Raw genomic sequence first — 24545 nt, 5'->3', positions numbered from 1 at the left:
TTTCTCGCCCTGATTGGGAGTCTATCTTTTTCCCTTCACCTCCGCCACAAAACTACATTTTTTCCTCGGCGTTTTTTTACATTTTATCACTGGCGCTGACAGGGCGAGGCTTTCCGCTGTGATGGAGCCCGACCCCCATGGCATAGAGGGCCGCTACCAGATCCGCAGCCTGTATTTCGACACCCTGGAGGACCGATCCCTGCGGGAAAAACTGGACGGCGTGAACAACAGGGAAAAATTCCGACTACGGCTCTATAATGGCGCCCCCTCCCTGGTCCTGCTGGAAAAAAAGCTGAAACGAGACGGGCTCTGCGCCAAGCTCCAGGAAACCTTGGCTTTGAAAGATACCGCCGCTTTGTGCAGGAACCGTCCGGAGGAAGTGGCGGGCCAGGGGTCCCTCCTGTTGGAACTGGCGAGCAAAATGACTGCCCAGGGCCTTACCCCCAAAACCATTGTGGAATACACCCGGGAAGCATTTCTGTTCGCTCCGGGGAATGTGCGGGTCACCCTGGACTATAACCTGCACGCCAGTTTCCGTTGCCAAGACTTTCTGGCCCCGGCCCCTGTAGCCGTTCCTATCCAGAGCGCGCCCGCTATCTTGGAGGTAAAGTGGGACCAGTTTCTGCCCGGCCTCATTCGGGATCTGGTACAGGTTCCCCGCGCGCATACTGGAGCTTTTTCCAAATACGCCGCCTGCCGGGCGTACGGATAACCAAAATATGAAGGAGAGATTTTCATGATAACATTTCAAGACATTTTTAAGTCCAGTTTTCTAGAAAATGTGGGCAGCATATCTTTTCTGGATATGTTTCTGGCCCTGGCGCTGGCCTTTTGCATCGGCCTGTTCATCTTTTTGATTTATAAAAAGACTTTCTCCGGAGTGATGTATTCTTCCAGTTTTGGGATTACCCTAGTGGCCATCACCATGATTACCACGCTGGTAATTCTGGCTGTCACCTCCAACGTGGTGCTCTCTCTGGGCATGGTGGGCGCTCTGTCCATCGTCCGCTTCCGCGCCGCAATCAAGGAACCTCTGGACATTGCCTTCCTCTTCTGGGCTATTGGGGCAGGCATTGTCCTGGCGGCGGGGCTGATTCCCCTGGCTGTCTTTGGCAGCATGCTCATTGGTGTTGTCCTGTTGGTATTCGCCAACAAAAAGGCCCACTTCAACCCTTATATTCTGGTGCTTCGCTGCCGGGATTCCCAATCCGAGGCCCAGGCCATGGCGTTTGTCCAGAATCAGGTCCGCCGCTGCGTGGTAAAGAGCAAAACCGTGCAAAATAACTCCGTGGAGCTGAATCTGGAGATCCGCATGAAAGACGCCTCCACCGGCTTTGTCAACGCTCTTTCTGGACTGAACGGCGTGGAGCACGCGGTATTGGTCAGCTATAACGGCGACTATATGGGCTAGGGGGCTTGATATGTCTACCCACAAATGTTTTGACCGGATCTGCGGCGTGATGCTGGCCTTTGCACTGCTGCTCACCGTGCTGTTTCTCAATGGCGGAAGGCTGGGGATCTCGACGGCCTCCCAGGCAATGGGCTACCAGTACCGGCTGTTTAACGCCTCTCTGGTTCACAGCCTGGATATTGTTATAGACGATTGGGAGGGCTTTCTGGATACCTGCGAGAATGAGGATTACGCCCTCTGCTCGGTGGTTATTGATGGCGAAGCTTGCCAGAACGTGGGAATTCGCGCCAAAGGGAACACGTCTCTGACTCAAGTGGCCAGCTATGGCAACGACCGGTACAGCTTCAAGATCGAGTTTGACCACTATGACAACGGCAAAACTTATTATGGGCTTGATAAGCTGAGCCTGAACAACATCATCCAGGACAATACCTATATGAAAGACTATCTCTGCTACCAGATGATAAGCTGGGCCGGAGCCAACGCGCCTCTTTGCAGCTACGTATATATCACTGTCAATGGCCAGAAATGGGGACTCTATCTAGCGGTGGAAGGCATTGAGGAGGCCTTTCTCCAGCGGAACTACGGCGCCGGTTACGGAGAGCTCTATAAGCCGGACAGTATGAGCTTCGGCGGGGGACGAGGCAACGGCGGGCAATTCAATCTGGATGATTGGCGGAACCAGGATATGGAGGAGAACACGGAACGTCCCCCCTTCTCCGGCGGAGGGCAGGAAGCCCCCATTCCCCCGGACGGAGCAGTTCCCGAGAACGCCCCCGAAGACTCCGGCGGTGATGGCATCCCGTCCGAGCCCTTTGGGGAAAAGGGCAAATCAGATTTCCAAGACTTTCCTGGGAGTCCCCCAGCGGGCTTCTCCATAGATGAAATGCCCGAAAACGTGCCTGATGATACGGGGGGAGCCTCTGAAACCAGAGAAAAGCTCGGAGACTTCGGGAATTTCGGCGGCGCAAGGGGCAGTGGAGATGTGTCTCTGATCTACTCGGACGATGAATACTCCAGCTATCAAAATATCTTTGACAACGCCAAAACACCCGTCTCTGACCAAGACAAGGACCGGCTGATCGCCTCCTTGAAGCAGTTGAACGCTGGGGAAAATCTCTCTGAAGTGGTGGACGTGGACCAGGTGATCCGGTATTTCGTTGCCCACAATTTTGTCTGCAATTTCGACAGCTACACCGGGTCAATGATTCACAATTACTATCTCTACGAGAATGAAGGCCAGCTATCCATGCTCCCCTGGGATTACAATTTAGCCTTTGGCGGTTTTATGGGGGCCCAGGACGCCACCGCCCTGGTGAACTATCCCATCGACACCCCGGTTTCCGGCGGCACGGTGGAATCCCGGCCCATGCTGGCCTGGATTTTTTCGGACGAAACGTATACCCAGCTCTATCACCAGGTTTTTGCCGAATTCCTGGCAAATTATTTTGAGAATGGCCTCTTTGCCCAGGAATTGGACCGGATTCAGGCCATGATCTCCCCCTATGTGGAGAAAGACCCCACCAAATTCTGCTCCTATGAGGAATTTGCCACAGGAGCAGCGGTATTGAGGGAGTTTTGCCTGCTCCGGGCCAAAAGCGTGAAGGGACAGCTGGAGGGTACGATTTCCTCTACCTCCTCCAGCCAGTCCCAGGATTCCTCCTCTCTGGTGGACGCTTCCCAGATTGACGTCAGCGCTATGGGAACCATGCAAAATGGCGGTATGCCTGGGATTTCCGGGAAAAAGGATGAGCAAACCGCCCCAACTCGGCCCAATGATCTGTCTGGAGAAATCTCGGGTGGCTTCCCCGCAAGTCCCGGGGAGAGGACAGAGACGAGACTTCCCCAGGGGTTTTCTTCAGAGGATGAGGCTCCCGGCAGCAAAGCTGCCCGCCCTTTTTCCAGCGAAGGCTGGATCGTCTTAGGTGCCTGTTTCGCTACTCTGGCACTCGGAATTCTCTCCGTGTTCCTCTATCGAAAGCGAGCATAAAAAAGCGCCCTCTGGGGATTCCCAGGGGGTGCCTTTTCTCATCTCAGCAGTTTTCTCCGCTTAGCTTCTCATGGATGGCCTTGGCAGCGGTTTTCCCCGCGCCCATGGCCAGAATCACTGTGGCCGCGCCGGTGACGGCGTCCCCGCCTGCGTACACATTTTCCCGGCTGGTCAGGCCTGTCTCCTCCTCCACGACAATGCCTCCCCATTTCTGGGTTTCCAGGCCCTCTGTGGTGGACTTTATCAGAGGATTGGGAGAAGTACCAATGGCCATGATCACGCAGTCTACGTCCAGGACAAATTCCGAACCCACCTTCTCCACAGGCCTCCGGCGACCAGAAGCGTCTGGCTCGCCCAGAGTCATCTCCAGGCACTCCATGCCGCAGACAGAACCGCTTTCATCTCCAAGAATTCGGGCGGGATTATTCAGCAGTTTGAAAATAATGCCTTCCTCCTTGGCGTGTTCCACTTCCTCCGCCCGAGCAGGCAGCTCCTTTTCTGAACGGCGATACACAATGTAGACTTCTTCCGCCCCCAGGCGTTTGGCACAGCGGGCGGCGTCCATGGCTACGTTGCCGCCGCCCACCACTGCCACCCTCTTTGCACGCTGGATAGGGGTGTCAGAACCAGGCAGGTAGGCTTTCATCAAATTCACCCGGGTAAGGAATTCATTGGCAGAGTACACGCCCTTCAAATTCTCGCCGGGAATATTCATAAACCGGGGCAGGCCAGCGCCGGAACCAATGAACACAGCCTCGAAGCCCTGTTCCAATAGCTCGTCCACAGAAAGCGCCCGGCCTATCACCATATTTGTCTTAATCTTTACACCCATGGCCTTCAGGCCATCGATTTCTTTCTGCACAATCGCCTTGGGTAGACGGAACTCGGGGATACCATAGACCAACACGCCCCCTGCGGTATGCAGCGCCTCAAATACTGTAACCTCATATCCCAGCCGGGCCAGATCTCCCGCACAGGTGAGTCCCGAGGGGCCGGAGCCTACCACCGCCACCTTATGCCCGTTGGAAGCGGGTCTTGCCGGAGCCTCGGTGGCGTGGGCGTTATGCCAGTCTGCCGCAAAGCGCTCCAGACGGCCGATGCCCACCGGCTCGCCTTTGACGCCGCGCACGCATTTCTGCTCACACTGACTCTCCTGGGGGCAGACCCGGCCGCAGACAGCGGGCAAAGCGCTGCTTTGCGCAATTACCTGATAGGCTTCTTCAAACTCTCCCTGAGCCATGTGCTTGATAAAATCAGGAATGGCAATATTGACCGGGCACCCGGAGACACAGGGCCGGTTTTTGCAGTCAAGGCAGCGTTTCGCCTCGTCTACGGCCTGTTCCGCCGTGTAGCCCAGGGCCACTTCCTGGAAGTTCTTATTGCGTACATAAGGCTCCTGAGAAGGCATTTCATTTTTCTTCAGCGACATATTAGGCATTGCCAGCCACCTCTTTCTGGAACAGATTACAGGTTTCCGCATAGGCATGGCGCTCAAACTCCTTGTACATGGCGCCCCGAGCCATAGCCTCATCGAAATCCACCTCAAAGCCGTCAAAGTCCGGACCGTCCACACAGGCAAACTTGGTGACCCTTTTGCCATCCTGGATCAAACTCAGGCGACAACCGCCGCACATGCCCGTGCCATCAATCATAATGGGATTCATACTGACAGTGGTGGGAATATGGAACTCCTTGGTGAGCTTTGTCACAAACTTCATCATAATCAGCGGGCCAATGGCGATCACCTGGTCATATTGTTCGCCGTTCTCCAGCAGCCGGCGCAGGGCGTCCGTCACCAGTCCCCTCTCTCCATAGGAGCCGTCGTCTGTCATCGGGAAATACTTCTTGCTGACGGCCCGGAACTCCTCCTCTAAAATTACCAGCTCCTGGCTGCGGAAGCCTACGATGGAGTGGACCTCGGCCCCCTGCTGGCAAAGTTTCTTTGCCACAGGATACGCGATGGCACAGCCAACGCCGCCCCCCACTACAGCCACCTTCTTCAAGCCCTCCATATGGGTAGGAACGCCCAAAGGACCTACAAAATCCTGAATACTTTCCCCTTCGTTTAGATGATTCAGCTTCTCTGTGGTAGCCCCCACAATCTGAAAGATAATGGTGACAGAGCCCTTTTCCCGGTCAAAATCCGCCACAGTCAGCGGGATGCGTTCTCCCCCTTCATCCACCCGCAGAATAATAAACTGCCCCGGCTCCGCCTTTCGAGCCACAGCGGGAGCATCAATTTCCATGAGAGTAACCGTAGAGTTCAACGCCTGTTTCTTCAAAATCCGATACAATGCTATCACAACCTTGCTTGTAAATTCTGCCGCCTTTTCCTAAAGTGTGCCAGCGGGCAGCAGTCTCTTTATACTTCCTTCCTCCGCACTATATAATATACCCTATCCTTCCATTCGTCAAGGCAAAGAAAAGGAAAAGCACCGCCAAAGCCTGGGGCGGTGCAAAAATTCTCAACAAAAGGGACGGCTATTTTACGGCTACCGCTTCAATCTCAAACAGCGCGCCCTTTGGCAGAGCGGCGACCTGCACGCAGGAACGTGCCGGAGCCAGCGAATTTCCCTCTGGGGACTCTCCGGGGAAATATTTGGCATAAATAGCGTTAATCGCAGCGAAATCACCCATATCCGCCAGAAACACGGTGGTTTTCACCACATCCGCGCAGGTCATGCCTGCGGCGGCCAGAACGGCCTGAAGATTGTCCAGTGCCTGAGCCGCCTGGGCCTCTACTCCCTCAGGCAGCTCGCCGGTGGAGGGGATTAATCCCAACTGGCCAGAAGTATAGAGCGTGTTTCCTGCCAATTTCCCATGGCAATAGGGTCCTACGGCGGCGGGAGCATTTTCTGCCACAATGGTTTTGTTCATACTTTTATTCTCCTTTTTGGCAAAGTTTTCCTCTACAAAACAAGCGTCAAAAAGCACTCAGACCGTTTTAAAGCGCATCTTTCTCCAAATCCATCGCAAGAGGTGGAAGCTGAGAAATCATATTGTCCATATCCTCAAACATCGCGCTTTTTGTAGTGCCCAATCGGCTGGCCTGCGTGATATGCTTTACGACCTCCTGATTCAAGTCTTTAATCCGTTCAAAAAACTGCACGATAATTTGCAGTTCACTCTGAGACGTCTGAATTACATCGGAAATCTCAGTCTGCACCGCCACAGCTCCTTCCGCAGCGGAGGTGATATCCCGAAAGCTCTCATCTGTTTGATCCACAATATCCATGCCATGGCCCAAGGTTTGCTGAGAGGTTGAAATGCTACCGCTGAGTTGATTAGCCCGATTCTCCACATCGCAAACGCCGGTATCCACGTCTCCTGCCAAAACCTTAATCTCTTTTGCCAGCTCCTTGACCTGAGCGGCAACCACGGAAAAACCCCGTCCCGCTTCTCCCACTCGAGCAGCCTCAATCGAGGCATTCAGAGCCAGAATATTCGTCTGGTCCGCGATGGACACAATCTTGCCCATGCACTGGCGGATCTCTTGAATGGCGGCTTGCAGCTGCGTGAAGGTTTCGGCCGTCTCTTCATAGGAAGCCTGCACAGCCGTATATGTCTGCCCCAGCTCTCCCATCTGTCCCTGGGCAACCTCTACACTTCCGGCAATGTTCCCCCTTACCTGGCCAAACTGTTCGGCGGCCTGGTTGATATTGGAAAAGGACATTCCCAGATCCTGTAGCTTCGTCTGAAACAACTCCGCCTCTCTCAGCACACCGGAAAAGGTAGTACCAACCATCCCCAGCTCTTGCAGCGAAGCCACTTCTTTCTCTACCAACGCCTGCTGGTAGACTTTCAGGCTGTCCGCCACATGCCGCACAGGATAAAAATCTCTTTCCTTGAGAGGAGACTGCCCCTTCTTTCTTAAGAATCTCATAGCCCTTCCCCTCCCTTATTCAAAAACCACACAGGTCATGGATTGGTTTACAAATCGGTTATTATAATGTTCTCCGTAGCCTACAAAACCCACGTGGCTACCCAAGGCCGCCATATCATTCAAATAATCCTGCATGTAGCCGTTTTGAGAAAACAACTTATACCGAAAAAGGCAGTTGACGGAAAAAATCGCTGAACGCCGGGGAAAATCCCGGCAAATCTCTGCTATTGTCTCCTGCACAATGGCTTTATAGTCTCCCAGTTCCAACAAAATCAACACGTCCGAGTCGTTAACCTGCCGGAAGCAGGCCAGTGCGTTGCCCTGGACTTCTTTAATGGAGATGATGCAGGTGTCGTCTCCATTGACCTTGCCAAAGGGGTTCTGAAATGTCCGGGTCAGGATTTCTTCGTCTGTGACATGAAGGATCTCCTTATACACCTCTTTCGCCGGCCTGCCGTTCAAAGCGCCCAGAATATAGTTGGCCCGGTCCGTGTGGGAAGCGATGAACCGGTAGTCTCCCAATTGGTGGTATATATTTTCTTTATAGGTTTTCACCCGCCCGCTCAGATTGCGTACCAGTCCGTAGGCCACTGCATCCTCATAAATACGCCCGTTGGCAGAAACCTTTCCCTGGTCGCCAGTACCTCCTACCAAAGGAATATTCCTCTTTCGAAGGGCCGTATTGATGGTTGTCAGCACGCAGGCGTCATTTCCCGCGCAGAAGTCAATGCAAACCTCATTTTCGCCTGATCCACCCACCTTTTTCATATCCTCTTCCAGGCGTTGTATGTACTTTACAGGCATCGTGGAAACCTGCTCCAGGACATTGGCTGTGGCACTGACGCCATCACAAAAGGCAATCACACCCACACCCTTCTCCACGACTCTGGATTGATAGCTCATTCCGATACACCCAATGCTGGGCACCCCGGGAAACCGCTTCTCCAAAGCCTCCACATGCTTCTCAAACTGTCCGTCATTGGATAATAGCATGATAAACTGCGGGGTATGCAAGCCTTTGAGCGCTTCTTCCAGATTTCCGCTACGGCTCATCCCGAAAAACTGCTTCATGCCGTTCTCACCCTCCTGCCATTTTTTGGAATCTTCTCAATTATACGCGAAAATCCTCAGATTGTCAACCGCTCACACTCCGTTCCCGCCGTTTGCTTCACGGGCAACCGCCCCCATATCTAGAAAAGCTCTCTCCCCATACTTCTACATCAATAGGATTTCTCCATTGATGACCGTTGCAACGCACTGCCGGGCCTCATGCCGCAAGCGGACCACATGATTTTCATGACGGAGTTCTGTGCCAGCGTAAGCAATGCTACATTCCAGCCGTCCGGCATCCAGCTCAAAGGGGTCTGTTTTCTTCTCCTCCAATTTGCTTTCCAACCGTTTCAGCTTGAGATCAACCGCAGAAATTCTTGCCTGAACCTTTTGCAGCAGGCTTGTTTTCACCTTGCTGTTTGGCTGGCATTCCAGTTTTTCCAGCTCGCTCTCCATCTCCTTCATTTCTCCGCGCAGCAATTCCCTCTCAAAATATGTGTAGGGCTGCCCGCCCAGAACCACAACCGTCCGGCATTCTGAAGGAGCGCCAACAGCTTTTGCTGCAACTTTTTTAGCAGACCAGATTCTTCCGCCCATAATCGTTCCCCTGCCGGATACAACCTGGATCTCTCCGCCGCAATAGATATTGCCATTCACGATACAGTCTGTCTGCAAGTTCTCTTGAACGTGGATGGTGGCGTTTTCAATATATTTAGAGAACACGCTCCGGCGGGAGCGGATCACTGTGGTCCCGTCTCCTAAAATTCCTTTTACCACCACCAAATCTCCGCCGGCCTCCACCGTACTGCCGGCCTCCAGTACACCGTCTACATGAATATTTCCTCTGGCCCGGACGCTAAAACCGCTAAGGACATCCCCCTTTATATTGACATCCCCGAAAAATGTGATATCTCCGGTGGAAAAGTCCACATCCTCCGGAATATCCAGCACCGGCTTCACTTGAAAATTACGTCCGGTAAATTCCACATGCCCTGCAATAGAAGCTACAAGCGAGGCGCCGTCCTCCGTAATCTCCGTATTCTGTCCCTTGGGAAGAGACACTTCCTTGCCGCCCCTGGCCGGGATCTCCTGGTCCAGCACCGTGCGGCCGGGTTCCCCCTCAGTGGGAAGGATCAAGCGGCAAATTTCCTCCCCCTGTTTTACATTATTGATCAGATTCAACGCCGTATAGTCCACCTGGTTGAACTCATCCACTTCCAAAATCCGTTCCACTTCTCGGGGAAAGTATTCTACAATATTGCCATTCTTCCCGTCAAAAGCCGGTTTTCCCCTGGCAATCAGGTACAGGTGAAAATATTTTCTCTCCTCCCGGGAGAGCCGGTCCGCGACCCCGGCGTCTACGCCATAGAGAATCCCTTCGTCAGCAAGCGCTTGATAGAGGGCCTCCCTGGTGAGTTCCGCGCCTTTTCTTGCCGGGGGAAACACCATCACCCAGGCATAGAGCTTATCCACAGAAAGGAAAAAGCGGGGCAAAGCATTCAGAGGCGGCAGTTCATCCTCCCCCTCCTCTTCCTGCTTCTTCTTGGAACGCTTTCCCCGGCCTTCCTCGTTCACTTGTTTCAGTCTGGCTCCGCAGGCGCTGGTGAGAAATGTTTCCAGTCTTTTGTTTTCCTTTTGCACCACATCCGCAGGGAGCGCTCCATCCTCATCCAGACAAATCCGAGGAGGCGGCAAATAGCCAGATTCCTTTCGCCGCAGGTCAAAAAGCGTATAAAACGGGTGTTCGGAGGGCAGCTCCAGCGTTGACGGCCGCAAACCTCTTGTTTCCTCTGCCGCAGGCGCCGGCTCTTCCTGGGAAATCTGTGGCTTCACAGCCTCTTCCGGCTCATCGTTTTTTGTCCTTGGGCCAAACAGAAAAGCGGTTATTTTTTCTTTGATCGACATTTCTTCACGCCGCCTTTATCTCAAAATTGTCATCACGCAATTTACTATGAAAATAGGTTTCCTCAAAGATCCTGTCGGGAAAAGCAGCGCTTCATTACACCAGATTCGGGATCTTCTTCAGCGCTGGGCAAGAAACAGGGAGCGTATCTCTTTTCAAAGGCGAGCCTTCCATCCCTTGGTTATCCTACAGGTATTTCTCCAAAGTCCGGCGAACCGCTCCCGGCCCGACCAGCATCTCTCTCAGCATTCCGCCGATTTTGCCCATTAGCCGGGCCTCCCGAAGGTCTGCTCCAAATAGTTGTGAATTGGACAGAAGCGGCTCCAAAACCTGGTCCGGCGCGCTGTCCGGTGTTAGTCTCCCCAACTGGGCCCGCAGGCTCTCCAACATAGGATCCGGACTACAGTCCATGGGCTGTCCTTCATCGTCTGTCCCAAGCAGGTAGCGCAGCCATCCGGCAATCACCAGCGGAATCCCAACCAAACCGGCGGGGTCCAGCTCCGGTCTTTCCATATAGCTTTTGATTGTCTCTCCAAACCGGACCGCCATCTTCTGGCTGGTATCTGTCGCGATGCGCTGGGGTGTATCAGGAATAAAGGGATTGGGCAGGCGCTGGCCGGTCACCTCCTGAAGAAATGCCTCAGGGCTCATAATTCCCGGGTCAGCTGCCACAGGAAGCCCCTCCACATAGCCGATTCTCTCCACCAGGGCCCGCAGCTGGGGATCTTTCATCTCCGCAGCAATAGACCGGTATCCCAGCAGACAGCCGAACACCGCCAGCGCGGTATGCAGAGGGTTCAGACAGGTGGCCACCTTCATCTTTTCGGTCTGGTTTACCGTCTCTCTATCCGTCATATAGACGCCGGCCCTTTCCAAGGGGGGCCGGCCGTTGGGGAACCGGTCCTCCACTACCAAATACTGGGGACGTTCCCCATTGACAAAAGGCGCGATATAGGTTCCCTTCTCTGTAACGATGGGAGCCATACCCTCTATTCCTCTGGCCGCCAGTTCCCTTTCTACAGCCTCTGCGGGACGAGGCGTGATTTTATCAATCATTGTCCAGGGGAAGGAAACTACCCGCTCGTCCTGGATCCAATTCAGAAATTCCCGGGAGACAAAGCCATTTTCCAGCCACTTTTCCGCCACCGTGAGCACGCCGGCCCGGAGCTTCTCTCCGTTACGGGAGCAGTTATCCATGCTTACCAGAGCGATGGGCGTTTCTCCCCCTTGAAAGCGTTCCCACAAAAGGGCAGCCGTCAAACTCATGGCATGGGTGCAGTTTTCCGGTCCCCGTTGGAAATCGTCCAAAATCTCCGGGGTAAACCCGCCGTTCAGGCCTATCAGCCGGTATCCCTTTTCCGTGATGGTATAGCTGGCCAGCTGAAGGCTGGAGCTACGGAAGATCTCTCGAAGCCGCTCCCTCTCTTGGGGATAGTCTGCCCCAGTCCGCAGGCTTTCAGCCACAGAGGCCACCACTTCCGGCGCCATCTTGCCGTCTGGGAAAAGCGTTACCATCAAAGCCCTGTTCTGAAAGGGCCGGTAGATCTTTTCCACCAGATCATAATCGAAGGTTTCTACAGCCGTAATGCCCGCTTTCGCCTCCCCTTTGTTTAGCAAATCCTGCTGAAGCCCGGCAATAAACCCCCGAAAAATATTTCCTCCGCCAAAATGGATCCAGACCGGAGCGCGACGGGTTTCCGCGCACATTTCCTCCCAAGGAAACCCGGGCAGGCGGATTCCCGCCTTTTCCCAGACTCCGGTATTTTCCAGGCCTTTCTCATCTAGTCTCATTTTGCCTCCTCCAACCGGTCCAGCGTATCCCATATTCCCAGAAGATACATGATTCCCAAGGCCCGGTCGTAAAGGCCATAGCCAGGACGGACCTTCCCCGGACCCTCGTTCCACAGGTGCCGTCCATGATCCGGACGCACATAGCCCTGGAATCCCCCGTCGTGAAACGCTTTCACAATATCCAGGATTCCGGTGTCCCCGTCCTGGTCCCGGTGGCTGGCCTCGGAAAAATCTCCATTGGGGAAATGCTTCACGTTGCGGATATGGGCAAAGGCCGTCCTGTCGCAGTACTTGCGCACAATAGCCGGCACATCATTGCGGGGGTTGGCTCCCAGGCTCCCGGTGCAGAGAGTGATACAGCTGTAGGGATCGTCCACCATATGGAGGAAACGGCCGATAGAGGTCTCGTCCACTAAAAGCCGGGGCAGGCCGAAAATATCCCAAGGCGGGTCGTCCATATGGATGGCCATTTTGATGCCGCACTCATGGCAGACAGGCATAAGCCTCTCTAAAAAGTACCGGAGATTTTCCCAAAGCCGCTCCTTCGTCACCGGCCTGTATGCCTCAAACAACTGATCCAACTTTGCCATGCGCTCCGGCTCCCAGCCGGGGAAGGTGAGGCCATGGAGATTCTCAAGAATGTACTCCGCCATTTCCTTGGGATCGTTGTGAATCTTTGCAGCCTCATAATATAGGGCTGTAGAACCATCCCCCACCGGATGGAACAGGTCGGTACGGGTCCAGTCAAAAATAGGCATGAAATTGTAACAGATTACTTTGACTCCAAACCGGCTGAGGTTCCGGATCGTCTGGATATAATTATCGATATATCTGTCCCGGGTAGGCAGGCCGATCTTAATCTCATCGTGAACGTTCACCGACTCCACCACGTCCATATGAAAGCCATAGGGCTCCAGCTGCTTTTTTACCCGGGCGATTTCCTCCACTTCCCAGACATCTCCAGGCAGTTTTTCATGAAGAGCCCAGACAATGCCCGATACGCCGGGAATCTGCCGGATATCTGAAAGCCGGATATCATCGTTCCCCTCGCCGTACCAACGAAAACACATCTGCATATTCATCATCCTCCTTCTAGGTTTTTCGCGGTTTGGAAGGCCCGCGCTAAACCGTTTCCAAGTCAAAGCCAAAGTATCTTACAGCGTTATTATAGGAAATATCCTTTACGATTTCCCCGAGCTTTTCCCTGTCCCAGGGGTATTCTCCTTCCTCTACCCAGCCGCCCAGTAAATTGCAGAGAATCCGCCGGAAATATTCATGCCGGGGATACGAGAGAAAGCTCCGGGAATCTGTGAGCATTCCCACAAAATTTCCCAGCAGTCCCAGACTTGCCAGAGAGGTCAGCTGCTTTTCCATGCCGGCTTTGTGGTCGTTAAACCACCAGGCCGAGCCCTGCTGGATCTTTCCCGCTGCGCCCGTCCCCTGGAAGCAGCCAATGAGGGAGCCCAGTATCCCGTCGTCATTGGGATTCAAGCTGTAGAGAATGGTCTTGGGCAGAGCTTGTTTTTCATAGAGAGCGCTGAGGAAAGCAGAAAGCTGGTCTGAAGGGGTGTCGCTGCTGATGGCGTCAAAACCTGTGTCTGGGCCCAGCCGGGCAAATTCCAGCCGGTTATTGTCCCGCATACACCCAAAATGCAGCTGCATCACCCAGCCCAGCCGGACGTATTCTTTGGCCAGGAACATCATAAGTCCCGTTTTGAACTTCAGCTCTTCCCCGCGGGTGATCTCCCCGCCAGAAAGGCGTTTTTGGAAAATGGCGTCCAACTCCCTATCGCCGGCAGGGGCGTACATGACGAACGCCAACCCGTGGTCGCTGGCCCGGCAGCCCATAAGCTCAAAAAAGGCCATACGCTTTTCCAAGGCTTCTTTCAAGCTATGGAACGTGGTTATGTTCAGTCCTGCCGATTCGCCTAATTTCCCAATGTAATCTGCATAGTCCGGCCTTTCAATATTCAACGCCCTGTCCGGCCTCCAAGCAGGCAGCACCTGAACGTCAAAGCCAGGGTCAGCGGCAATCTCCTTATGCCAGCACAGATCGTCAGCGGGATCGTCCGTGGTGCAGAGCAGCTTTACACGGGAACGGCATATCAGGCTGCGCACACTCATATCCGGCTCCTGGAGCTTAGCGTTGCACAGCTCCCAGACTTCCTGCGCGGTGCCGGCGCTTAAAATTCCCGTATATCCAAAATACCGGCGCAATTCCAGATGGCTCCAATGGAACAAGGGATTGCCCACGGCCTTATCCAGCGTCTCTGCCCATTTCTGGAACTTCTCCCGGTCAGGGGCGTCTCCCGTGATATAGCATTCTTCCACGCCGTTGGAACGCATTTGCCTCCATTTGTAGTGGTCTCCTCCCAACCAGACCTGGGCGATATTCTCAAACCGGCGATTTTGCGCAATCTCTTTGGGGTCAATATGGCAGTGGTAATCCAGGATGGGCGCTTTCGCGGCAAAATCATGGTAGAGCGATTGAGCTACGGGTGAGCGAAGAAGAAAATTCTGATCTATAAAGTCTTTCATAAGAATCGCTCCTACAATAAAAATCTATTCTTTTATTCTATCAAATCCTCAGCGAAAAAGCAACTTATATTCCTGGCAAATTCCCTCTAAGCGGAACAATTCGTTCTTAATGCAGGAAATGGAACGAAACCGTTCATCCGGAATCGATGATATCGCAAGCAAGCCTAAACGGCTGCTCTGCTTAATGCCCGGATATTGCTTGCACCAGGAGCACTTTTCTGGCCTTGTGCATATACTAAAATTAATGGCTGGCAGAGCGGGAACAGCTCCTGCAACTTCAAGCCAGTCATTTCGCCCATCTAGGTAGTGGGTACTTTATACCGCCTAAAATCCTGCGGGCGGTCAAAAAAGAAGGGAAGGACATGCAGCAGATAGAGTGGCAGGACAGATTTAATATCGGCGTGGAGGTTGTTGACCAAGCCCATCGCAAGCTTTTCGCCATTGTTCAAAAAATTATGGACCTCTATGTGGAAAAGCACGAAAACAAATTCGCCTGTGTAGAAGGGATCAAATATTTCAAGGCTTACGCGCTTAAGCACTTTGCAGAGGAAGAAGCCTATATGCGCGAGATTGGGTATCCCGGCTATTGGGTCCATAAGCGGCTCCATGACAGGATGCGCCGGGAAACCCTTCCGGCTCTGGAACGAGCCCTTTATGCATCTGACTTCTCCACCGAAGCAGTGCAGCGTTTCATCGGTGTCTGCACAGGATGGCTGACAGGCCATATTATCATCGAAGACCGGGCCATTACCGGACTAGCCTCTGGGGAATTTCCATTCATTGACCCACAAAACGAGCTATCTGTTATCAATGGAGTAATCCTTCATCCGCTGCGAGAGATGTTCAGCGCCAACATCCAATTTGACGGGCCGTTCACCGCAAAAGACCCCATTGCGGACGCCCAGTATTATGAGCTAATCTATTGTGCCCAGCAGGGGTACAAGCTGCGTTTTGTTTTGATTATCGGAGAGCCGCTGCTCCTGCGTGCGGCAGGCCAGATGTTCGGCATTGATTTTTATGCGCGCAATGAGATCGTCCGCTTTGCTTTGCAGGAGATCGCCCAGAACCTGATTCAAAGAGCCGCCGCCAGCTTTGGGAAAGAACCGGAACTATACCAGCTGGAGGAGGACCGGTTTCTGGAATTTCAAGAGTGCCGGGAATTATTCCGGGGACATGGTCCTCAATATAGCCTGCTGTTCAGCGTAGGGCAGGATGATTTTGCCCTTTGCATCGATCAGCTTCCGGAAACCGCCTAAAAAGCTGCTTTTTTATTTGGATACGGTTTTTGGGGAGGCCGCAAATCAAATCTGGAAGTTCGCTTTCAATCCATTTTACTGGCAAAGGAAGAGGGCCGGCAATATCTTGCCCGCCCTCTTTTCTAAATTGTAACGATCACTCGTAGACCATGATCTGAATGCTTTCAACTACCATGCTTTCCATAGGTTTATCCTGGCCATCAGTTTCCGCTTGAGAAAGAGCATAGACGCTCTCCATGCCCTCGAAGACCTGGCCGAATACCGTGTGCCCGGTGCCATTGGTAGAGTAGGCCCCGTCCAAGTGCATATTGCCTCCGTGCTCGCTATAGAGCTTTTTATACTCATCAGTCACTTTGCTCATGTCCAGAGTTTTAATAGTGGGATCCGCGTCAATCGCCTCTTTGTTCTCCTTATAGAGCTGCTGAAACTGCTCATAGCTTTGCTGGTAAGAGTCCCACAGTCTTTCCGCCACAGGAGTATTCGTGCAGTTGATAAAGAACTGGCTGCCGTTGGTGTTGGGTCCGGCGTTGGCCATGGAGAGGGCTCCGTCGATATTCACCAGATTTCCGGCGAACTCGTCCTCAAAGTTCTGCTCCCACACGCTGACTCCGTCCGTGCCAGTGCCGTCTGGGCTGCCGCCCTGGATCATGAAGTTCTCTATCACCCGGTGGAAGGTGAGGCCGTCATAGTAGCCCCGCAGGGCGTGGAGTTTGAAATTGTACACTGCCTTGGGAGCTTCGTCGGGGAAAAAGCGGATTTTGATCACCTCGCCGGTTTTCATGGTGATTACGGCGATCTCCTCCCCGGCCTGGGGCTTCTCCAGCTGGTAGCCCAGCTTCTGGGAATTCTTCTGAGGCTTCAGCTGGTCCATAGCCGCCACGGTATCCACAGTACCGATCACTTTACCGGCCGGAGAGCCCTTTTCCCCGCCGCAGGCGGCCAGAGAAAGGGTGAGGAGCAGACAAAAAATCATGCAAATCTGTCGTTTCAAAGATAAGTCCTCCTGTCAGATATTTTCTTTCATTTTATCCCACCGGGGCAAAATATGCAAGTCTTTTCTTCCGACCCGCATTTTTCCCCCTTCGCGGGCATATATTTCCCTGAAAGCACAAGAAAAGGAAGGTGCGCGTTTTCACATAGAAACAGAAAGGAAAGTGGTAAAAATGCAATTTTTCCCCGAAGGCCATCTGCTGGACACCCTGGAAAACATCGGGGCGCTCCAGTCTCCCGCATCCCTGGCCGAGGCCATGCGAGAGGGCCGGATTCTGGAATCCCGGGCGGTGATGTGCGACGCCGGGCACAACCTTGTTGTGGACCTGGGTTTTATGAAGGGGATCATCCCCCGGGAGGAAGGCGCTCTAGGCATTCGGGAGGGTACTGTGCGGGATATTGCCATTCTCTCCCGGGTAAACCGGCCGGTCTGCTTTGTCGTGCGGGATTTCGTCCGGGACGAAGCCGGGCAGATCACCGCGCTGCTCTCCCGGCGGGAGGCCCAGGAACGCTGCCAGTCCCAATACATAACCGCCCTTACTCCCGGCGACGTAATTGCCGCCCGAGTGACCCATATGGAGCCCTTCGGCATCTTCGCGGATATTGGCTGCGGGATCTCCTCTCTCCTGCCAATTGACGCCATCTCTGTCTCCCGCATTGAACACCCCCGGGAGCGTTTTCTGCCCGGAATGGATATTCGCGCGGTGGTAAAAAGCAAGGAGGGAAACCGGGTAACCCTCTCTCATAAGGAATTGCTGGGTACTTGGGAGGAAAACGCCGCCAGATTTCGGGCCGGAGAAACGGTGGGAGGCGTCATCCGCAGCATCGAGAGCTATGGCGTGTTTGTGGAGTTGGCTCCCAATTTGGCAGGGCTGGCCGAGCTGAAAGAGAATATTTTTCCCGGGCAGCAGGCCAGCGTTTTTATCAAAAGCGTGCTCCCCTCCCGGATGAAGCTGAAGCTGATTATCATTGAAACCTTTGAATGCGAACGCCGGCGCCCTCTGCCCCCGGAATATTTTTTTACCGGCGCCCATTTGGACGAATTTGTGTACTCGCCTCCACAAAGCGATAAGCTAATTTACACCCGGTTCACATCATAATCACGCTGTTCACGCGATGCGGAATTTTCCCTTTCAAGGGGCATGGAGGATTGAGTATCACAATTCTATAACAAGGCGCGCCTATGGCTCCCGGCCGTCTCCCGACTTCCGGGTTTTATAGTTAACGCAGTTCAAAAGAGGTATTTGACCTCCTTTGAACTAGGGCTTGTTTGAAAAATCGAAAACATCGTCTTTTTGCCCAGAAGAGGCCACTTTCCGCGTTGGAAATCCTCGTCAATCGCGAGATTGACTTGCGGTTTCCGCCTTGAAATTGACCTCTTCTGGGCAAAATTCGTCATTTTCTCTATTTTCAAACAAGCCCTAGGCGGCGTAGCAACCCAACTTGAAAATCGGTATATACCGATTTTCAAGTGCGTTTACTATACAGCATTTCCTCTACCGGCACTGGCGTCGCGTCAGGCTCAATGGGGCAGGTATATCCCCTAGCCGCCGCAGCCTGGAACTCAGTTCTGGCCTTCTCTAACAGCTCCGGCTGGGTGAACAGGTCCACCGCTGCTCCCGCCAGCACTTTGGCGGCATAGAGCATTCCCTTATGGGCTACTCCGGAAGTGCCGCCGCTCACATTCTGCCAGCTATGCCCAGGCGAGTGGGCGGGCCAAGTCACAGCGGTAATCTGAGCGGTCGGGGTCTGCCAGCTTACATCTCCCACGTCCGTAGAGCCCGGGGACTGCTTATCGCTGTGGAAGTAGGGCAGGAGAAAATCGTTCAACGGAGCCGCGCCATTGTCCGAGAGCTCCGCCACCCGCTTCCGGATTTCCCAGTCGTACTTAGCGCCCATACCCGGCAGCTCTTCGTCCCGGGGGCAGGTGGAATCCAGCGCCGCCGCAAATTCTCTCTCAGATTGGGTGTACTCCGGCAGAGGAATCTCCGCCATATTCTTATAGAGGGCACGCTCCAGAGCTTCGTTGGGCAGCAGGTCGGCGGTACCGTCAATAAAGCGCCTGGTAAAGCTGGTATCAGTCATCAAAGCCGCACCCTCCGCAATACGGTCCACCCGGGCCAGCAGCTCTTTGTTGTGGGGTACCGTATCAGACCGCACCATATACAATACCGTAGCCTTGGACTGCACCACATTGGGCGAGATGCCTCCGGCATTGGTAACCGCATAATGCAGGCAGTCGGTAGTGGGGATATGCTCCCGCAGAAACTGCACCCCTAGATTCATCAGCTCCACCGCGTCCAAAGCGCTACGGCCCTGGTGGGGATTCCCCGCCGCGTGGGCAGCTATGCCGTGAAAGGTGTACTCCACCTGCATGGAGGTGTTGTTCGTGCCGGTAAACACCTCGTTCGTAGAGCCCGGGTGCCAGGTCAGTGCCGCGTCCAGGCCGTAGAACAGGCCATCACGGGCCATAAAGGCTTTGCCCGCGCCGCCCTCCTCTCCGGGACAGCCATAGTAAATCACCGTGCCGCTCTCTCCGCTGGCAGCCAGATACTCCTTCACTGCCCAGGCTGCTGCCAGACTCCCCACGCCCAGCAGATGGTGACCACACCCGTGGCCACAGTCGTTGTCTCCATCCTTGGTGGCCGGGCATGGCTCCAAAGCCCCGGCCTGCTGGCTGAGCCCGGCCAAGGCGTCATATTCCCCAAGAATACCAATAACCGGCCTTCCGCTGCCAAACCTGCCGGAAAAGGCCGTCTCCATCCCGGCCAGCCTGTTCTCCACAGTGAAGCCCAGCTCTTCAAGCAGGGCGGTATATCGGGCGGCGGCATGGTGCTCGGAAAGAGACAGCTCCGGATCCGCCCAGATGGCGTCCGCAGTGTCAAAAAACAGTTGCTGTTTCTCCTCCAGCATCTGATAAAGATCCGCTTTTGTCATAGTGTTGCCTCCTTAATATAGGGCTTGCTTTTTAGAACCTGTACCGATAGGATTTGTGCCCGGATTTCCGAGCAAGTTTAGTCGGTAGCAAGGCATGAAAACGCAGGAAATCTCGCGATTTTCAAGGTTTCACAACGTAGTTAACGGCTAAATTTGCCGGAAAGATGGGTGCAAGATCTTATTGGTACAGGTTCTTATAATACCTTTGCCAAAAAGTCCCGCAGCCTGGGGTTTGATGGGTGGTTGAACAACTCCTCCGGAGGGCCGGACTCCAGAATATTCCCCTCTGCCATAAACAGCACCCGGTCTGAAACCTCCCGGGCAAAGCCCATCTCGTGGGTAACGATGACGCTGGTCATGCCTCCCTCTACCAGGCCCTTAATGACCTCCAGCACCTCCCCTACCATCTCCGGGTCCAAGGCGCTGGTGGGCTCGTCAAACAGCATCACGTCCGGCTCCATAGCCAGGGCCCGTACAATGGCCAGCCGCTGCTTCTGCCCGCCGGAAAGCTTACCGGGCATAACCTCTGCCTTGTCGGCCAGCCCCACCCGTTCCAGCAGCTCCATTGCTTTTTTGTCCGCCTCCGCCTGACTGATCCCCTTCACCAGAGTGGGGGCCAGGGTGACGTTTTTCTTCACCGACAGATGGGGGAACACATTAAAGTGCTGGAACACCATCCCCATCTTCTGCCTGTGCCGGTCAATGTCCACTTTTCTGCCGGTGATCTCCACGCCCTCAAAGAAAATCTGCCCCTGCTCGGGAGTTTCCAAAAGATTCAGGCAGCGCAGGAAAGTGCTCTTCCCTCCTCCGGAGGGCCCGATCACAGACACCACCTCCCCGGCATGGATCACCTCTGAGACACCCTTGAGAACTTGTAGTTTTCCGAAGCTCTTGTGCAGATCCACAGTCTTGATCAGCTCAGTCCGCTGTTCCATGAGCCATCCTCCTTTCAAACGCGGCCACAACCTTGCTCAGCGGGAAGGTCAGGCACAGATAGATTACACCCACAATGATAAGGGCCTCAAAGCGCAGGTAAGTGGCGCCGCCCACCAGCAGATAGGAAGTCATCAGGTCCCCTAGGAAGAATGTGGAGGCCAGAGAGGTTTCCTTGAGCATCATGATAAATTCATTGCCCAGGGCAGGCAGAATATTCCGCACCGCCTGGGGCAAAACAATACGCAGCATGGTCTGCCGGCCGGAAAGCCCCAGGCTTCGGGCAGCTTCGGTTTGGCCCTTGTCCACGGCCTGGATGCCCGCTCGTATCACCTCTGACACATAGGCAGAGGAGTTAATGCATAGGGCCAGCGCTACCCACATGAAGGGCGACAGCGCCAGAAAGGGCAACAGCTGGGGCAGCACGAAGTAAAATATGTACAGCTGCAAAAGGATAGGCGTGCCCCGTATCACCTCAATATAGACGCCGATGAGAAAGCGCACGATCTTAAACCGGCACATCTTTGCCATAGCCACCAGCGTGCCCAAGATTACGCCGAACAGCACCGCGATCGCCGTCAGCTTCAGGGTGTTGACCACGCCCTCCAGCAAAAACACCTGCCAATAATCCCGCAGCAGCCGGATGATATTTGGCCCTAACAACGATAGATCCATTCTTTACTCCCTCCATTTTTCTGATACTGCGAAACCCGCCCATAGCCGGGCGGGTCCCCTGGAACAGTATGCTTTTTCAGTTACTCCTCTTCTTGAGAAGAGGACTCATCCCCTGCGGGGGCATTGCCTTCGTCGTCATACGTGACTTCGTTGGCGGTAGCGCTCATCGCCAGCTCTTTGGCCTCTTCGTACCAATCGCCATACACGTTGGAATCGTAGGCTTTCTTAAGGATGCCGTTAACCTCCTGGGTCAAGTCATCCGCGCCCTTCTTCATGACAACTACATTGGCGGTATACTTTTCGTCTACTTCGAACTGAAAACCGGATAGGGCCACAGCTGGGTCGTTGGACATGAATACGTCAGCCTGGCCCTTCGCCACAGCCATGGCCTCAAAGTCGCCGTTTTTCAGCTGCAAAAGGCCAGTACCCAGTTCGCCAATGGTGACCAGCTCACAGTCGGGCAGCTGCTCCTGGCATAGAGACTCCTGCAGAGAGCCGGTCTGAGCCCCCACCTTCACGCCATTAAAGTCCTCCGGAGAGGAAAACTTGCCCTCGTTCTCCTTCAGGGTAATCACTACCTGGTCGCTCTCGTTGTCGCCGGGATAATAGAAATCAGAGAGGTTGAAGCCCTCCTCCCGGTCCTCCCGCCAGGAGAAGCCGGAGATGGCCATATCCACCGTACCCATGCTCACAGCGGTGGTGCATGCCTCAAAGCTCATGGGCATAATCACCAGCTCCTTCCCCATCTCTTCGGCAATGTACTTGGCCAGCATCATGTCAAAGCCAACATACTGGTCCTGGCCCGACTTACTGGTGTCCACAAAGGCCATGGGGGCAAAGTCGGGGCTGGTGGCTACCTTCAGGACATTCCCGCTGTCAGACTTTCCGCCATCGCCGCAGGCCGCGAGAGCGGCAAGCATCAGGCACAGAGCTAGGGTAAGAGCGATCACTTTTTTCATCTTCATACTCATCTGCACTTCTTTCTTTTTTATTTGGTATACATTATATCCGCATAAATATGCATTGTCAAGGTCTATTCATGAATTTTCTTTCATTCCTACTTTTCTGTTATAGACTCTCTGATATTTTGTGTACTTTTTTAGAGGTCGTTTCCATGGTTCTGTGGCAAGCGCTACTCCAAGGTTTCTGCCAGAACGCTGAAAGAGGCTGCGGCAAAACTATCCCTTGCCGCAACCTCTTTGAATTCATTGTACGGACTACTACAGTGAATAAACTTGAAATTCAGCTTAGCTGATTTTTAAGTTTAGTAGCTGTGCTACCTGGTTCAAAATAGTCCTTTGACCTTTTTTAAACTATACAGATCAGGAGTTGGCCTTTGCCCGATCCACAGCGGTCTGCCACAGGGAGATCAGGTCCTCCATGCCGGCGCCGGCGAGCTCGTTCTTATAGCTCTCCCAGGACTCGTCGGTCACGCCGTTCAGGGTCCAGTCTACCACATAGCGGTCCACGATGTCAGAGATGGTGGGCTGAATCTGGGACAGACGGGAAGCCTCCTCCACAGTGGTCAGCACCTTGGGGATCACATTGTTCTCGTAATCGCTGAGGATCTCCTCCTTGCCGTTGGCCTTCTGACCGTCCAGCAGAGTGGGCGCGTCATAGTCTACAACGGTGTCGAAGTAGGCATCCTTGATGATAAAGGAGCCACGGCAGGGGGTCGTGTTCTCGCGGGGGCTGTTTACGCCGTCAGCGAATTCGCCCTGGGGAATGTGGTTGCCGTTCTCATCCTTGGGCTTAGTGAGATAGCCGTCCTCTTCCTCAATGAATACAGAACCAGCGGTGCCCCAGTTACAGGTAACGGTGAGCTTGGGATCCTTGGCAATCACTTCCAGCATCACGGCGATGGCATGGGGGAATTCACAGGTGGTAGTGATAGCGGTGTTGGAGCTATCCTGAAGCTCGGAATAGTTCAGGCGGAAGCCGCCCTTGCCGTTCTCTCCGGTCAGGCGGGGCATGGGATCGTACTGGTTGCGCACGTCGATGTTATTGATGGAGGCCTCGCCGCCCCAGGTGCTGTAGGAACCCACCACAGCCACGTCCTCTTTCAGCAGAGAGTTCTCAAAGTACAGGCTGGAATCCGCCTCAAAGGCGCCATTCCAAATCAGATTCTCTTCATAGAGCGTGTGGAAGAGCTCGGCGGTCTTGCGGAAAGCGTCGTCGGTAGCGGTGAAGATCACCTTGCCGCTGTCGTCCAGGGCCAGATGGTCCGCGTACTTGTTGCCACCGCAGTAGGAGTCCGCCTGGCCGAAGCAGCCGGTAAAGCGGTAGAAGATGTCGTTGGAGCCGAAGGTGTCGTGCTGGCCGAACTGGGTGGCCAGGGGAACCTCGTCCGCCTTGCCGTTGCCGTTCAGGTCGCCGGCGTCGCGGAAAGCCTTCAGGCAGTCCACCCACTCGTCAACCGTGGTGGGCATCTCCTTGTTGACCTTCTTCAGCCAGTCCACGTTGATGACGAAGGGGCCAGGGGTCAGCACCAGGCCGAACATCTCCTCCACATAGGGGAAGCCATAGATGTGGCCGTCGGGAGCGGTGCACTCCACCCGGTACTCGGGCTTGCTGTCCAGCAGCTCCTTGTAGGCGGGCATGTAGTTCTCGATCATGTCCTCGGTGGGCATGAACACGTCCTGATCGGAGTACTGCACGGCGAAGTTGCCGGAGAGGCCGTCTTGGAAGTTCCAGAAGGCATCGGGCAAATCGGTGCCGGAAGAGAGCATCAGGTTGATCTTCTCGGCCACGCCGTCGAAGGGCACGTCGTCCCACTCGAAGCGGATGCCGGTGAGCTCTTCCAACTGCTTCACGATCTCCAGCTCCTCCACGCCCCGGGTACGGCTGCCGGTGTAGTGGACGAACATGCTGATCTTGCCGTACTTCTCCTCAAAGGCGTCGGGATCGGTGATGATGGGAGTGGAGCCGTCCAGCTTCAGCAGGCCGGCGTCCACGGCCTCCTGCTCCTTCTCGGTGAGCCCGGGATACTGGGCGGTCTCCCCGCCGGCGGCGCTCTCGTCCCCGCCGGTGGAGGAGTCCTCCGCCTGGGAGCTGCTGGAACCGTTCTCGCTGGACGCACTGCTAGTGGAAGAGCTTTCGTTTCCACCGCCGCAGGCCGCCAAGGACAGCGTCAGGCACAGCGCCAGAACCAGCGCCAGAATGCGTTTTGTCATTTTCGTTTCCTCCTT

At 54.3% G+C, this 24545-nt stretch carries 20 protein-coding genes; 5 read left to right on the top strand and 15 right to left on the bottom strand.

What is annotated here, in order from left to right:
- The first annotated feature begins 121 nt into the window (after positions 1 to 121).
- From D7X94_RS07115 to D7X94_RS07105, 3 genes are read left to right on the top strand one after another with little or no spacing between them, the layout of a single operon-like run.
- On the top strand, positions 122 to 712 hold the full coding sequence (locus D7X94_RS07115; protein ID WP_120427025.1) for a polyphosphate polymerase domain-containing protein: 591 nt from the start codon (positions 122 to 124) through the stop codon (positions 710 to 712).
- A 27-nt stretch (positions 713 to 739) separates the two neighbouring features.
- Positions 740 to 1411 (top strand): DUF4956 domain-containing protein, encoded by a 672-nt coding sequence (locus D7X94_RS07110; RefSeq protein ID WP_120427040.1) that lies wholly within the window; start codon positions 740 to 742, stop codon positions 1409 to 1411.
- Between the two features lie 10 nt (positions 1412 to 1421).
- The gene (locus D7X94_RS07105) at positions 1422 to 3401 is read left to right on the top strand and encodes a CotH kinase family protein (protein WP_120427024.1); all 1980 of its coding nucleotides are present in this window, start codon (positions 1422 to 1424) and stop codon (positions 3399 to 3401) included.
- Between the two features lie 43 nt (positions 3402 to 3444).
- Here D7X94_RS07105 and gltA read toward each other — a convergent pair whose 3' ends face one another.
- From gltA to uxaC, 9 genes are all read right to left on the bottom strand, one after another.
- Positions 3445 to 4839, bottom strand: coding sequence for an NADPH-dependent glutamate synthase (gltA, locus tag D7X94_RS07100; protein WP_120427023.1), 1395 nt, complete (start codon positions 4837 to 4839; stop codon positions 3445 to 3447).
- Complete coding sequence (locus D7X94_RS07095) at positions 4832 to 5695, bottom strand: sulfide/dihydroorotate dehydrogenase-like FAD/NAD-binding protein (RefSeq protein ID WP_120427022.1); 864 nt, start codon at positions 5693 to 5695, stop codon at positions 4832 to 4834. The genes gltA and D7X94_RS07095 overlap by 8 nt, the downstream gene beginning before the upstream one ends.
- Positions 5696 to 5882: 187 nt before the next feature.
- Positions 5883 to 6278 carry a Rid family detoxifying hydrolase gene (locus tag D7X94_RS07090; protein WP_120427039.1) on the bottom strand — a complete coding sequence of 132 codons (396 nt, stop codon included), beginning with the start codon at positions 6276 to 6278 and terminating at the stop codon, positions 5883 to 5885.
- 67 nt (positions 6279 to 6345) lie between these two features.
- The gene (locus D7X94_RS07085; RefSeq protein ID WP_120427021.1) at positions 6346 to 7284 is read right to left on the bottom strand and encodes a methyl-accepting chemotaxis protein; all 939 of its coding nucleotides are present in this window, start codon (positions 7282 to 7284) and stop codon (positions 6346 to 6348) included.
- 15 nt (positions 7285 to 7299) lie between these two features.
- Positions 7300 to 8355 (bottom strand): FIST signal transduction protein, encoded by a 1056-nt coding sequence (locus D7X94_RS07080; protein ID WP_120427020.1) that lies wholly within the window; start codon positions 8353 to 8355, stop codon positions 7300 to 7302.
- A gap of 144 nt (positions 8356 to 8499) precedes the next feature.
- Positions 8500 to 10239, bottom strand: coding sequence for a DUF342 domain-containing protein (locus D7X94_RS07075; protein WP_120427019.1), 1740 nt, complete (start codon positions 10237 to 10239; stop codon positions 8500 to 8502).
- Positions 10240 to 10423: 184 nt separating this feature from the next.
- Positions 10424 to 12028, bottom strand: a complete 1605-nt coding sequence (locus D7X94_RS07070) for a mannitol dehydrogenase family protein (RefSeq protein ID WP_120427018.1) — start codon at positions 12026 to 12028, stop codon at positions 10424 to 10426.
- Entirely contained in the window at positions 12025 to 13104 is a 1080-nt protein-coding gene (uxuA, locus tag D7X94_RS07065) for a mannonate dehydratase (RefSeq protein ID WP_442857887.1), read from the bottom strand. Before uxuA ends, D7X94_RS07070 begins: the two co-directional genes overlap by 4 nt.
- Positions 13105 to 13150: 46 nt before the next feature.
- The gene (uxaC, locus tag D7X94_RS07060) at positions 13151 to 14566 is read right to left on the bottom strand and encodes a glucuronate isomerase (RefSeq protein WP_120427016.1); all 1416 of its coding nucleotides are present in this window, start codon (positions 14564 to 14566) and stop codon (positions 13151 to 13153) included.
- A gap of 362 nt (positions 14567 to 14928) precedes the next feature.
- Between uxaC and D7X94_RS07055 the strand changes: the two genes are divergently transcribed.
- On the top strand, positions 14929 to 15822 hold the full coding sequence (locus tag D7X94_RS07055) for a bacteriohemerythrin (RefSeq protein WP_120427015.1): 894 nt from the start codon (positions 14929 to 14931) through the stop codon (positions 15820 to 15822).
- Between the two features lie 136 nt (positions 15823 to 15958).
- Here D7X94_RS07055 and D7X94_RS07050 read toward each other — a convergent pair whose 3' ends face one another.
- A complete protein-coding gene (locus D7X94_RS07050) occupies positions 15959 to 16813 on the bottom strand; it encodes a peptidylprolyl isomerase (protein ID WP_279221761.1) in 855 nt (284 codons plus the stop codon).
- 172 nt (positions 16814 to 16985) lie between these two features.
- On the opposite strand from D7X94_RS07050, the gene D7X94_RS07045 reads away from it, so the two are divergent.
- On the top strand, positions 16986 to 17912 hold the full coding sequence (locus tag D7X94_RS07045) for a S1 RNA-binding domain-containing protein (RefSeq protein ID WP_120427038.1): 927 nt from the start codon (positions 16986 to 16988) through the stop codon (positions 17910 to 17912).
- A gap of 367 nt (positions 17913 to 18279) precedes the next feature.
- Here D7X94_RS07045 and D7X94_RS07035 read toward each other — a convergent pair whose 3' ends face one another.
- The 5 genes from D7X94_RS07035 to D7X94_RS07015 form a co-directional block, all read right to left on the bottom strand.
- Positions 18280 to 19749: an amidohydrolase gene (locus D7X94_RS07035; RefSeq protein WP_120427012.1), complete on the bottom strand. Its 1470-nt coding sequence runs from the start codon at positions 19747 to 19749 to the stop codon at positions 18280 to 18282.
- 194 nt (positions 19750 to 19943) lie between these two features.
- The gene (locus tag D7X94_RS07030; RefSeq protein ID WP_199715033.1) at positions 19944 to 20666 is read right to left on the bottom strand and encodes an amino acid ABC transporter ATP-binding protein; all 723 of its coding nucleotides are present in this window, start codon (positions 20664 to 20666) and stop codon (positions 19944 to 19946) included.
- 1 nt (position 20667) lies between these two features.
- Complete coding sequence (locus D7X94_RS07025; RefSeq protein WP_120427010.1) at positions 20668 to 21357, bottom strand: amino acid ABC transporter permease; 690 nt, start codon at positions 21355 to 21357, stop codon at positions 20668 to 20670.
- A gap of 80 nt (positions 21358 to 21437) precedes the next feature.
- A complete protein-coding gene (locus tag D7X94_RS07020) occupies positions 21438 to 22322 on the bottom strand; it encodes a transporter substrate-binding domain-containing protein (protein WP_158590932.1) in 885 nt (294 codons plus the stop codon).
- A gap of 357 nt (positions 22323 to 22679) precedes the next feature.
- Positions 22680 to 24530, bottom strand: a complete 1851-nt coding sequence (locus tag D7X94_RS07015; RefSeq protein WP_120427008.1) for an extracellular solute-binding protein — start codon at positions 24528 to 24530, stop codon at positions 22680 to 22682.
- Between the last annotated feature and the right edge of the window lie 15 nt (positions 24531 to 24545).

It is taken from the genome of Acutalibacter sp. 1XD8-33, from assembly GCF_003612555.1.
Classification (GTDB): domain Bacteria; phylum Bacillota; class Clostridia; order Oscillospirales; family Acutalibacteraceae; genus Acutalibacter.
The sequence above is the reverse complement of the archived record's forward strand: the minus strand, read 5'-3'. Positions and strand labels throughout refer to the sequence as shown.